This is a genomic window from Spiroplasma endosymbiont of Polydrusus formosus, assembly GCF_964263245.1.
Lineage (GTDB): Bacteria > Bacillota_I > Bacilli_A > Mycoplasmatales > Mycoplasmataceae > Spiroplasma.
The window spans coordinates 1,111,931-1,124,601 of sequence record NZ_OZ181656.1; the positions used below are offsets into that span (position 1 = coordinate 1,111,931).

A 12,671-nucleotide genomic window follows, 5' to 3' on the forward strand; every position below is an offset into this window, starting at 1 on the left:
TCAAAATAAAATCGCTGTATTGTAAAGTTTTACTTGTTATACAACTGAACAAACAACAATTATAACTAATTTTCCAAAATTAAAATGAATCACTTTAGCAACATTACGGTTTATTAGCGCAAAGAAATTATTTTTATGTCGATATTAAAACAACTTCAACAATAATTTATCAACGGCAGACAAAAGATATTTTTAAATTAAATTATGGATTTATTAATTGTCAAAAAACTTTGCAGCAGTATCTTAATCGTAATTTTAAGATAATGCTAACAAAAGCCGATTTAATGACCCTCTTGTTGAATTTATATCATCATGAATTAGAAACATATAATTTAAAAGGTCTCTTAATCTTGAAAAAGGGATTGGGGCATAATATGTTTTAATAGATTATCAACAGGCAGCGGCTTTATTTATTGCATTTATCTCAAAAAATTAAAACAATTTTGTACAGGATGATGCAACAATTGGAAACGATAGTTATAATATTTTAGCAAAAGTTGTCAAAAAGGAATAAATCATTGAGCAAGGTGTGTTATAATTTGGATGTTAGGACTTTATTGCAAAATTTTGTCCAAGATTAAATATTTATTTTAATTTTATGCATACATAAATCAGAAAATTTTGTTTTGTCCGAAAAAGTATGATAAAATAATAATGTTAATTTATATAGTTTTAGGAGTTGAAATATTATGGCTACTGTTGTTGTCAAAGCGGGAGAACCACTAGACAAAGCATTGAAACGATTTAACAAGGCTTCGTCAGTTAAAAGGAAAGAAGCCCGTAAACGTGAACACTGAATGAGCAAAAAAGAAAAAAGACGTTATAAGCAAGATAAATCACGTATTTTTCGTTAAAAAAATCCCATTAATGGGATTTTTTTAAAAATTACTATCTTTTAAAATGACATAATCAACTTTTTTAATGGCCGAAAGGTCTTTTCCTCCAGAATAGGAAATTGATGATTGTAAATCTTCGATCATTTCGCGTAATGTTTCAAAAATGCTACCGCGAATTTCAATCAATTCTTTTTTTCCTTCAACATAACGTTTTTCACCCTTATTATATTCACTTGCTGAGCCAAAATATTCTTTATATTTAACACCATTATTTTCAACTTGTTTTCCTGGCGATTCTTGATGAGAAGCAAATAAGCTTCCGATCATACACATTGTCGCCCCCATTCGGATTGATTTGGCAATATCACCATTAACTCGTAATCCACCATCTGCAATAATTGGTTTTGAGCTACCCTTACCGCACCATTTAACGGCCGCTAATTGTCATCCACCATTGCCAAAACCAGTTTTTAATTTTGTAATACATACTTTTCCAGGCCCAATTCCTACTTTTGTTGCATCAGCACCCCATTGTTCTAAATCACGAACAGCTTTTGGAGTTCCAACGTTACCAGCAATAATAAATGTTTCGTGCCCTAAATAGTGACGAATATGTTCAATCATTTTCTTAACACTAAAGGCGTGACCATGAGCAATATCAATTGTAATATAGTCAGGAATTAAAGCTTCTTTTTGCAACGTTTCAATTAAGACATAATCATCTTGTTTAACACCAACGGAAATTGATGTAATTAAATTTTTACTTTTCATATGTTTAATAAATTTAATTTGATTAACATTAAAACGATGCATAATATAAAAATAGTTTTTTTCAGCTAGTTTTTCACATAATTCTTCATTAACTACCGTTGCCATATTAGAAGGTACGACAGGTAAATTAAAAGTATGTTTTCCTAATTTAACGGTTGTATTACATTCTTTTCGGGAATCAACAACACATAACTCTGGAATCAATTGAATGTCTTCGTAATCAAATGCTTTCATTATTTTAATTTCACCTCACTTATTAAGTGTACCATAAAATAAAGTGAAAAAACGGAGTTTTTCGGTTGAAAAATAATTAAAGAAATATCTTGTATTAAACTGAAAAAAGCATACAATTTATTTATGTAATTGTAGAAAGGAATAGTGATTATATAAATGATGACAAGAAATTATGGATTTACAAGATTTTGAATTGTGTTGTCAAGTATCGTTGGTGTTGTGGGGATGACAGCATCAGCAGGAACTTATTTTTATTATTTAGGTCAATATAACAATGGAACTTTTTTTGGTGATATAAATATGGCAAGTAGTTGATTAATGAATTCATATGCTGATTTAACAAGTTATAAAGTGGTAATTTTATTAGCCATTATGTTTTCGTTTTTTACCACAATCATCTGTAATATTGGTTTAATTCGTTATGCGATTGGTAGTGATGATGCCGAATTGTGTGCTAACAAATGAAGTTTAACGGTTTTGTCATTATCACTTGGTGGTTTTTTTGTGCCTTTTGCATTAACATGATTACCAGATACTGATGTTAAAGCGACAAAAAATGCTCGTATTGTTATTGTCCGTTATTTAGGAACTGCTTGATTAGCCTCAGCTCTTGCTAGCATTGTTGCTGTAATGATTTTTTACAACAAAGCAGTAGATAAAGTGTGAGTTGGTGATGGAAAACAAAATTTTGCCATTATGATGGGAGTTTTAGTTGTTGTTAGTGTTTTAAGTTTAATTTTTGTTCCGTGTTTTTATAGTAATAAAGTCGTAGCTAATATGATGGCTGAAACTTCTTATGGAAAATTATTACGTTTCGTTTCAACTATTTATACTGTTTTAGTAACAATAATGTTAATTATTCAAATTATTACGGCATTATTAAAATTGATTGAAGCATTTGGATTTATGTTCCAAAAAAGACAAGATGGTTTATCAATTTTCACCAATATTTTACACTTTACTTCAACTTTAATTGGAACAATCTTTATGGTTTATATAATTACCAAAGTAATAAAAGGACTATGACGACGTGAAGACGGTTACATGATTAATATTCCCCAATATAAGAGATCTGATCATATGCAAAGTCAACGTTAATTAAGATTAGGAAATGGATTTTATGTTTGTAAATCCATTTTTTAAATCTATTATGCATTATAATATTTTAAAAAATTAATTAATTAATAATATTTTAATTGACAAAAATTATTGTTTTATATAAAATTAAGAAGGTTTCAACACAATAAACGAATTGTGTAATTGGGTGTTTAGCTAAGTTGGGACAGTGCCTGCCTCACAAGAAGGTGGCCGGCGGTTAAAGTCCGTTACAACAAACAAGACCATTATTTCTGCTGGCTTAGCTCAATAGGTAGAGCAACTGACTTGTAATCAGTAGGTTGGGAGTTCAATTCTTCTAGCCAGCACCATTTTTTTGGAGGGGTAGTGAAGTGGTTAAACACATCTGACTGTAACTCAGCTCCTTCGGGTTCGGGGGTTCGAATCCCTCCCCCTCCACCATATTTTTTGTGTATTTTGGGCTATAGCCAAGCGGTAAGGCAAAGGACTTTGACTCCTTCATGCGCTGGTTCAAATCCAGCTAGCCCAGCCATTGTCTCCTGTTAGCTCAGTAGGTAGAGCATCTGGCTTTTAACCAGTGGGTCAAAGGTTCAAGTCCTTTACAGGAGACCATTTATAAAAAAGATATATACCCGAGTGGCGGAATGGGTAGACGCAACGGACTTAAAATCCGTCGGTTTTAACAACTGTACCGGTTCAAGTCCGGTCTTGGGTACCATTTATTAAAAAATAATTGATATCAAACAAAGACAATGATATATATATTAAGTGGTATATATATTATTGTGGTTAATGATAAAATTTAAAAATGCGGGTGTAGTTTAATGGTAGAACTTCAGCCTTCCAAGCTGACTGTGAGGGTTCGATTCCCTTCACCCGCTCCATGATATTAATTATTGGTTTAAAAATTTTTTTATGTTAAAATAAGAGAAAAGAGAAGTTAATAATTCTTATGAAAATCATTAAAAAAGATCATAAAAAAGAATTTACTAATAATTGTAATTGAAAACATTTACCACCAGAAATGCAAGATGATTTAGCATTTCATGCTTCACGAACAGGGTTTTGAAAAAGTTTTTTATTTTTAATAATTGAAGCAGTAGGACCATTTTTATTGTTTTTTTTCTTAACTTCTCCAGATTTAAATTTTACCTATCATTTTGATGTTAGTGTAGGGATTGGTTTTGGCTTAGCAATGATTGTTAGTGTTTTTTTATTGACTGGCTTTGGCTTTGTTTTACATTGTCATCAAGCGGACCAGTTTACTTATACAATTGCTTTATCTTGAGTTTTATATGGGATTTATTTGACAGGGTACTGATGAGGGTGAGATAAAATTATTTATCGTTGTTTATTTTCCTTTCTTTTTTTACTAATTGCGATTTTTTTTGGAACCTTTATATCTGTATGAATGCGCAATTTACGTGTTCATTTCCAAATTAAAAAAGCACAAAAACATTTTTTGGCCTCTGCTGATCAAAAGGATAATAAGGCATCATAAGATCCATAATGTCCAACAAAGAACCCTAATTATTTTTTTTGTAAATTAATTCATTTTCCTTCAATAATGTTCAAAAAAATCTTTTGGTTTGTTTGTTCATACATATAATTAGCTCAATAAATTCAAAGAATATTTTGATAATACATTCACATTGCTATTTTTTCTTGTTGTCTAGGTGTTAAATTAAAAAGACTAAATCAAGCAGTTTGGTTTTCTTTTGTTGTTAATGTTTCAGAAGCGAATGAAGCAACATCAAAAAAATTATCATTCAACATTGAATACTCAAAATCAATTAAGTACAAATTATGATCTAAAAAGACTAAGTTACCACTATTCAAATCATTATGGCATAAGACAAGTTTTGATGGTTTTAGTTTTGTATAAATTATTTTATTTTCATAAGGAGCTAAATTAACTAATTGTTTTTGTACTGCTGTTTTGAAAATTGTTAAAAATTGTTGGGGATTAAAAGTTTTAATTTTTGAATTTTGCTTAATTTCAATGGCTCACAATTGTTTAATTATTGTGGCAACTTGTGATAGGACTTTATTTGTGATTTTAACAGCACTAAGTGGTTGTAAGAGTGGATAGTAAGGTGTTACTAAAAAGAAATGCTCATTATCATAACCATAGTCAACAATTGGCAAAGTTAAATTAGTATTTTTAATTTTTTCTAAAACAAAAATTTCATTTTGATGGTCAATGAATAAGTTAGTAAAAGGATTGCTGTAACGGATAAAAAGATTATTAACACTTTGATAATTTTGATTAGTAATACCTAAATTCAGTTTTGTTTTAATTCGGTATTTCACGATATCGTCACCTTTCGTTTCATTATTTTATTAATTTTATTATACAATATATATAGTTAAAAAAATCGGAGAAAGCAGAAATGAAAGAAATTTTAATTGCAACGAATAATAAAAGTAATATTAATGAATTTAAAGCAATGTTTGATGGCATTAATGTAATTGTTAGGGCATTATTATATTTATAAATTTCAATTTCGAACATTCCTGAAACAGAAACAACTTTTTAAGAGAACGCTTTAAAGGCGGATTATTAAAGTAAGACTTAAAGTAAGACGCTAATAAACGGGTGTTAGAGGATGATTATGGATTTGATATTATTGGTTTAGGAAACTTTTTAGGATTAATATCTTGTCAAATCATTTATTAGTTTTAAAAAATGATGATTAGGAGAATAAAATGAAAAAAACAAAAAAAATTAATATTATTTTATTTGAACCAGAAATTGCCCAAAATGTTGGAGCAATTATACGTACTTGTGTTGCGATTAATGCTAAATTACATTTAATTGAACCGTTTGGTTTTATTTTTGATGAACGCTTTATGGCACGTAGCAGTGCCAATTATATTGAATACGTTGATTATGAGACATATAATGATTGAGCACATTTTTTACAATTAAATCCAAATCTTAAATTATATTGTGCAACCCGTTATGCTCAACAACCGCATAGTATCTTTGATTTTACCAAGGACGAAAAACTTTTTATTTTATTTGGTCGTGAATCAACAGGAATCCCAACTGCCATTTTAAAAGAATATTTACCTCACACATTTCGTATTCCAATGTCAGAGAATGTGCGTAGTTTAAACATCGCTAACACAGTGGGAATTGTTGGTTATGAAATTATGCGACAATTAGATTATCTTGGCTTATCAAAAAGTGAAGTTCAAAAAGGATCTGATTTTCTAAACCAAAAATAACAAGGCTTATTGTTATTTTTTTTTACTTTTGAAAAAATTTTTTTATAATTCTTTTAATATTGAGTTATATTGATTTTTTTCTTAGAAAAGATGATAAAGAATGAATTGAATCAAATGATATTGGTTGGGCAAGTAGTATAAACTTATGAAATTATTTTTTATAATAAATAATTAGAACGAAAAATAATGAAATTTTTACTAAAAATTCAACGAATATTTAAAAATGTAAATTGTAAATTAAAATTACACAATTTATTTAATTTCATTATAACACAATAAAATAACTATTCAATATAATTTTATTTTTAAAATTATCGTATTTTTGTCTTAAATTTATGAATTTTGGCACACTAAAAATAATTTATTGAATATGTGATGATAAATTTAAAAATAATTGTTGTGAATTTAATCACCGTAAATAGGGTCTTGATATATTATTAATAATATAAGTAACTCAATCTTTTTATTGTTGCATAATATTATTAAAATCTGTTCCTTTAGGAAATCAATGTATAATATATCTATTAATTCTTTCAACTAATAATTTTTGTGTGAGCGTGTTCCAGCATCACAAAAATAAACATTAGTACAGGCAATTTTTTCTATTTATTTTCACTTGCTAAATTATTTACCTTGATTGGCAATAATTCCTTTAATATTTATGTTTTTGAAAATATTATTATTTAAAATTTTTTTAATTGTTTTCTTAACTTCTGATCCCGGTTTTTCTTTTAATTTTTTACAAAAAGTTTTTTTGCTTAATTATTATGTTAATACTAAACAACTAGACTGATGATCTTTATCAAATATTGTATCCATTTGAAATCAACCAAATTCATATTTATTGTGTTTTGCTTCTTTAATAATTCTATAATTATTAATTTTATCACGGTTATCTTTTCTATTTTTTGTTTTAAATTTTTTACCATGAAAATATAAATTTTCTTTTGATAAATTTAAAATACCAAAATAAATTTACTTATATAAAGTTTTAACACATATAGGAAATTTAATACTAAATTATTTTTCATATTTTTTGTAAATTTGTTATGGTGTATCATGGCGCTTATTAAATCTTTTATCTAATCATATTAATTTTTATCTGAAAATATAATGTGTTTAATACACTTTTTCTCTTTTTTCAACAGTCATTATCTGCTAATTTATGATCAAGAGCGCACACCAAAAAGTAAGTAAAATAAAAAATTTTGCTAAATTTTTATGAGGTGCATTTATATAGCAAGAAAAGGACAAAATTATAACAAATATACATCATAATTTATAACAAAAATAATTAATTAAATTAAACAAAAAAGTTGTTGAATATCAGCAAAACAATATAATCTAAATGCAAATACATTAAAATCTTGATGAGCAAATAATAAAAAAGGAAAATTAAACAACCCTAAAAGATTAAAAATTTCTTTTGGCAAAAGAGTTTTTTAATATTATAAAACAGAGTATTAATTATTAAAAAGCTCCATGACTTTTACAATTAAGCAAACCAATAATCGTCTCTTTTATTAAACAAAATTGTTGTGAATATTCAATAAAATTATTATTAGAAGTAACGGAGTTAAAACATAGTTATTGAGGTAAATATAAAAATTATGACAGTAGCAAAAAAATAAAAAAAATAAAAAAGCAATAAATGATATTGTAAAAGTATATGAAGAAAATTTAAAACAATTTGGATACCGAAGAATTACTAAATATTTAAATGAAGATTATGATATAAAATATAATTTAAAAAAATTTTTAAGGATTATGTGTAATAATCAAATACAACCTGAATATGTAAGAAAAATGAGAAGAAAAATTAAGTATAAACATAATAAATAAATAAAAAATTTTATTGCAATATCCTGATTTAATTAATTGTAAATTCAATGATATAAAAACAAGGTTTTTAGTATTATATACTGATGTAACATATTTAATTTGAAAAAGAGAAAAATATTATCAATCAACAATTATTGATGAATATACTAAAGAAATAGTTGATGTAAAGTGATCTAAATATAATGACAATAAATTAGTAATGGATAATTTAAATGATGCAATTAAAAAATAAAATTAATAAAAAAAAAGATCTGAATGGCATAATAATTCACCTCAGATCACGGATATCAATATAAATTCGCTATTTATCACGATAAATGTTTATCTAACGGTATTATTATTTCAATAGGGGGAAATTACCACTATGAAGATAATATTGTTATAGAAAGTTTTCATTAATTACTTAAAAAAGCTACAATAAATAATAAAATATATAATTCACACGAATAATATATAAAAGATGTTATAAAATGAAATACATGGTATTCAAACCGTAAAGAAAAAGATATACTAAAAAATAGTAAATACTTTTTATTAGTACTTACTAAAATTGGTGCAGTTTTTACTAATCATTTTATTTTGTGAAACATTATAAATAATAACACCATTTTTTTAATTTCTGCGATATTAATTGCAATAATATATTTTAATTTATTTGTTTTATTTTTTCTCAATTTGTAATATTTTTAAACCATCTGATGATAAATCTAAAATATGGTTAATTTTGCAATGTTATATATTATAATTAATAACATATCATTTTTTTTAAATAAATTTAAGTAAATTTTTGCTCATTATAATCATTGTAAATCATAATGATTTTTATGATGTGAAATACGACAATTAATATGTTGACAATTAACTCAATTAAATGATTTTGTTATTTCATTTCAAGTTTTATTAATATACAAACCTTTATATTCTGTCATTATATTTCCTCCTATTTTTAATTCAATGACACTCACTTACAAGTGAAAGTGCCAAAGCGATAATTGGTTATATAAGTATTTATCTATTTACTTTACTACGCAGTTTGCTTCACTTTGGTTGCGATCGGAGGCGGTATGGTTATTTAGACATAGTTTATTATCCCCCGCGGAAGTAAAAAAAAATTAATCAGTTATTAATTACGCTTCATCTATCCCCACACAACTTTATATAAAGAAAAGAACCTTTTTGAGTTACAATCATCTTGTTTTTTAGTGTCCGTTATTGTTTTTTTGGTTTAACAACACTCTTTTTATGAAAACAAGCCAAAAACACATGCTCTGACATTTCGCAAGTGATTAATTTTGCCGAAAATTAAAGAAATAAATAGGAGTAAATCCATTCGCTTTCACATTTTATTTAAAGCTTCGTGTCATAAATAAATTATCCATCTTTCAGCATCAAAATATTAAATTTAAGAGTCGCATTATTGATCGGATAGTACCTTTATTTGAAGGGATTTATAAAAATAAAAAAAAAATAACCTAACAATAATTGTTTTTTGGGTTCATCGTACAGAATGAATAGGTTACAATAAGTTTAATCATATTTATGTGGACTTTCAAATAAAATATAATTATAAAGAAAGTAAGAATATAAAAATAGGAAGAAATTCATCGATATATGAATTTAAAAAACAAATTGTTTTACTTTATCAAAATGGCAAAACAATTCTTGAAATTTTTAAATAATATAAGGTGTCAAAATCAACTATATATCAGTTAATTGAAAAATTTCATAATTCTGGATTTTTTAAAGCGAAAAATAATCGCACTGTTGAAGAAAATGAACTTGATTGCCTTGCGAAAATAATTAATCTAATTACAAATGAAAAACAACCTTTTAAAGCAAGTAGTGCTGATAATTAGCAAAAAATAGAAATTATTAACAATAATAAAGAAAAATATTCCATGCGAAAAATTGGTCAAATAGGATCAAAATTAAAGATAGCAAAATCAACATATTACTATCAAATTAATAAATGTGGCTATGGTTGATGTTAATAATTATTAACAAAAAATTATCAATGCATTTATAATGATAATCGCCAAAATTTATGGATCTTGTAAAATTAAAGCTTTTTTAATTTTTAAAGATATTATCTTATCGCGAAGAAAAATTCACCAAATTATGATTAAAAATTAGTTAGTATCTAAATATACCAAATTAAAATATTGTAATCATAAGTTGGTGGTTAATAACGACGAAATTAGCAACGTTTTAAACTGTGAATTTAATAATTAATAATATAAACCACAAAACCCAATGAAGTTGTTGTTAGTGATTGAACATATGTTCAAGGTGGTGCTAAATGACATTATCTTTGTTTGTTAATTGATTTGTTTAATCGTGAAATAATTGTCTATAATATCGAGACAAACAAAATAGTACAACTATTATAAGAAGTCCTTTATTAAATTACAAGACCATTAAAACAAATTACGTTATTTCATACTAACTGGGGTAATTAATTTAAAAATAAAATCATTGATAATATCTTAAGTACTTTTAACACCAAACAATCATTAAGCAATAAAAAAAGACTATCCTTATGATAATGTTATGTCTGAAACAACTTACAAAAGTTTTAAAACATAATTTATCAAGTAACAAAAATTTATAAATTTAACCCAATTAAAATACAAATTATTTAACTTTGTGCATTGATATAACAATATTTGAATTCATGGTAGTTTAAATTATTTAATACCTGTTGAATTTAGAAAACAACAGTCCATATAAAAAGTGTCCTAAAAAGGTTGCTAATCCAAGATCCATATTTAACATGGGTCCGGATGAAAACAGATTAAAAATTGATTTCAAAGCAAAAAGGTCTAAAATAACTATTTTTTAAGTAGTTATTTTTTTATAAAAAAATATTAATATTTTTCCAAAAACACTTGCAAAAAAAATGAGGATTTTATATACTTATATAGGTGTCAGTTGGTAACAAATTATTAATTACTTAAATCAAAAGCAATACTAAAAATATGAAAAAAGTAAAAAATTTGTTGACAATAATCGCATAATTTTGTATGATTAAAAAGGTGTTTTGCTGACACAACAACGATCTTTGAAAACTAAACATAACAACAAAAGATAATCATTTATTCAATGAATATCCGTCATTAAAGCTAGGAACGAAAACAATATTTTTTTAATGAGAGTTTGATCCTGGCTCAGGATGAACGCTGGCGGCATACCTAATACATGCAAGTCGAACGAGGTGCTTTTTGCACCCAGTGGCGAACGGGTGAGTAACACGTATCTAATCTACCCATTAGCGGGGGATAACAGTTGGAAACGACTGATAATACCGCATACAACATTTTCTGGCATCAGAGAGTGTTAAAAGGTCCGTTTTGGATCACTAATTGGATGAGGATGCGCCGTATTAGTTAGTTGGTGGGGCAATGGCCTACCAAGACAATGATACGTAGCCGAACTGAGAGGTTGATCGGCCACATCGGGACTGAGACACGGCCCGAACTCCTACGGGAGGCAGCAGTAGGGAATTTTTCACAATAGGCGAAAGCCTGATGGAGTAATGCCGCGTGACTGAAGACGGTCTTCGGATTGTAAAAGTCTGTTGTAAGGGAAGAACAGTAAGTATAGGGAATGATACTTATTTGACGGTACCTTACCAGAAAGCCACGGCTAACTATGTGCCAGCAGCCGCGGTAATACATAGGTGGCAAGCGTTATCCGGATTTATTGGGCGTAAAGCGTGCGCAGACGGTTTAACAAGTTTGGGGTCAAATCCTGGAGCTCAACTCCAGTTCGCCTTGAAAACTGTTAAACTAGAGTGTAGGAGAGGTTGATGGAATTCCATATGTAGCGGTGAAATGCGTAGATATATGGAGGAACACCAGTGGCGAAGGCGGTCGACTGGCCTATCACTGACGTTTAGGCACGAAAGCGTAGGGAGCAAATAGGATTAGATACCCTAGTAGTCTACGCCGTAAACGATGAGTACTAAGTGTCGGACTAAGTTCGGTGCTGCAGCTAACGCATTAAGTACTCCGCCTGAGTAGTATGCTCGCAAGAGTGAAACTCAAAGGAATTGACGGGGACCCGCACAAGCGGTGGAGCATGTGGTTTAATTCGAAGCAACGCGAAGAACCTTACCAAGGCTTGACATCCAGTGCAAAGCTGTAGAAATACAGTGGAGGTTAACATTGAGACAGGTGGTGCATGGTTGTCGTCAGCTCGTGCCGTGAGGTGTTTGGTTAAGTCCAGTAACGAGCGCAACCCTTACCGTTAATTACTCCATTAAGTTGAGATACTTTAACGGGACTGCTGGTGTAAGCTAGAGGAGGGTGGGGATGACGTCAAATCAGCATGCCCCTTATGTCTTGGGCTACACACGTGCTACAATGGTCGGTACAAACAGTTGCGATCTCGCAAGAGGGAGCTAATCTGAAAAAGCCGATCTCAGTTCGGATTGAGGGCTGAAACTCGCCCTCATGAAGTCGGAATCGCTAGTAATCGCGAATCAGCAATGTCGCGGTGAATACGTTCTCGGGTCTTGTACACACCGCCCGTCACACCATGAGAGTTGATAATACCAGAAGTCGGTATTCTAACCGCAAGGAGGGAGCCGCCCAAGGTAGGATTGATGATTAGGGTGAAGTCGTAACAAGGTATCCGTACGAGAACGTGCGGATGGATCACCTCCTTTCTATGGAG

10 protein-coding genes, 6 tRNA genes and 1 rRNA gene are annotated in these 12,671 nt (G+C 28.6%); 14 read left to right on the forward strand and 3 right to left on the reverse strand.

The annotated features are described in order from the left end of the window. Positions 1 to 689 precede the first annotated feature (689 nt). Positions 690 to 854 (forward strand): 30S ribosomal protein S21, encoded by a 165-nt coding sequence (rpsU, locus tag ACE38S_RS05780; protein ID WP_374696786.1) that lies wholly within the window; start codon positions 690 to 692, stop codon positions 852 to 854. A 24-nt stretch (positions 855 to 878) separates the two neighbouring features. On the opposite strand, the gene ACE38S_RS05785 is transcribed toward rpsU, so the two are convergent. Next, a complete protein-coding gene (locus tag ACE38S_RS05785) occupies positions 879 to 1,841 on the reverse strand; it encodes a GMP reductase (protein ID WP_374696787.1) in 963 nt (320 codons plus the stop codon). Positions 1,842 to 1,997: 156 nt separating this feature from the next. Between ACE38S_RS05785 and ACE38S_RS05790 the strand changes: the two genes are divergently transcribed. The 8 genes from ACE38S_RS05790 to ACE38S_RS05825 all read left to right on the forward strand — a co-directional run bounded on the left by ACE38S_RS05790 (position 1,998) and on the right by ACE38S_RS05825 (position 4,419). Then, entirely contained in the window at positions 1,998 to 2,939 is a 942-nt protein-coding gene (locus tag ACE38S_RS05790; RefSeq protein ID WP_374696788.1) for a hypothetical protein, read from the forward strand. A gap of 253 nt (positions 2,940 to 3,192) precedes the next feature. Next, positions 3,193 to 3,268: transfer RNA gene (locus ACE38S_RS05795), tRNA-Thr, on the forward strand. Between the two features lie 7 nt (positions 3,269 to 3,275). Next, positions 3,276 to 3,359: transfer RNA gene (locus ACE38S_RS05800), tRNA-Tyr, on the forward strand. A 16-nt stretch (positions 3,360 to 3,375) separates the two neighbouring features. Next, positions 3,376 to 3,450: transfer RNA gene (locus ACE38S_RS05805), tRNA-Gln, on the forward strand. A gap of 4 nt (positions 3,451 to 3,454) precedes the next feature. Continuing rightward, positions 3,455 to 3,530: transfer RNA gene (locus tag ACE38S_RS05810), tRNA-Lys, on the forward strand. Positions 3,531 to 3,548: 18 nt separating this feature from the next. After that, a tRNA-Leu gene (locus ACE38S_RS05815) sits at positions 3,549 to 3,636 on the forward strand. A 92-nt stretch (positions 3,637 to 3,728) separates the two neighbouring features. Then, a tRNA-Gly gene (locus tag ACE38S_RS05820) sits at positions 3,729 to 3,802 on the forward strand. A gap of 68 nt (positions 3,803 to 3,870) precedes the next feature. After that, positions 3,871 to 4,419, forward strand: a complete 549-nt coding sequence (locus tag ACE38S_RS05825) for a DxFTY motif-containing membrane protein (RefSeq protein ID WP_374696789.1) — start codon at positions 3,871 to 3,873, stop codon at positions 4,417 to 4,419. A gap of 29 nt (positions 4,420 to 4,448) precedes the next feature. Here the strand turns inward: ACE38S_RS05825 and ACE38S_RS05830 are convergent, their stop codons facing one another. After that, entirely contained in the window at positions 4,449 to 5,231 is a 783-nt protein-coding gene (locus ACE38S_RS05830) for a phosphotransferase (RefSeq protein ID WP_374696790.1), read from the reverse strand. Between the two features lie 396 nt (positions 5,232 to 5,627). Here ACE38S_RS05830 and ACE38S_RS05835 point away from each other — a divergent pair, with 396 nt between their 5' ends. The 3 genes from ACE38S_RS05835 (at position 5,628) to ACE38S_RS05845 (ending at position 8,226) form a co-directional block, all read left to right on the forward strand. Continuing rightward, positions 5,628 to 6,152, forward strand: coding sequence for a tRNA (cytidine(34)-2'-O)-methyltransferase (locus tag ACE38S_RS05835; protein ID WP_374696791.1), 525 nt, complete (start codon positions 5,628 to 5,630; stop codon positions 6,150 to 6,152). Positions 6,153 to 7,799: 1,647 nt separating this feature from the next. After that, entirely contained in the window at positions 7,800 to 7,994 is a 195-nt protein-coding gene (locus ACE38S_RS05840) for an IS3 family transposase (RefSeq protein ID WP_374697162.1), read from the forward strand. Positions 7,995 to 8,007: 13 nt separating this feature from the next. Then, positions 8,008 to 8,226, forward strand: coding sequence for a hypothetical protein (locus tag ACE38S_RS05845; RefSeq protein ID WP_374696792.1), 219 nt, complete (start codon positions 8,008 to 8,010; stop codon positions 8,224 to 8,226). Between the two features lie 562 nt (positions 8,227 to 8,788). Here the strand turns inward: ACE38S_RS05845 and ACE38S_RS05850 are convergent. Then, positions 8,789 to 8,923 (reverse strand): hypothetical protein, encoded by a 135-nt coding sequence (locus ACE38S_RS05850; protein WP_374696793.1) that lies wholly within the window; start codon positions 8,921 to 8,923, stop codon positions 8,789 to 8,791. A gap of 756 nt (positions 8,924 to 9,679) precedes the next feature. Between ACE38S_RS05850 and ACE38S_RS05855 the strand changes: the two genes are divergently transcribed. After that, positions 9,680 to 9,850 carry a hypothetical protein gene (locus ACE38S_RS05855; protein ID WP_374696112.1) on the forward strand — a complete coding sequence of 57 codons (171 nt, stop codon included), beginning with the start codon at positions 9,680 to 9,682 and terminating at the stop codon, positions 9,848 to 9,850. A 1,288-nt stretch (positions 9,851 to 11,138) separates the two neighbouring features. Beyond that, positions 11,139 to 12,663, forward strand: a 16S ribosomal RNA gene (locus ACE38S_RS05860). Positions 12,664 to 12,671 lie beyond the last annotated feature (8 nt).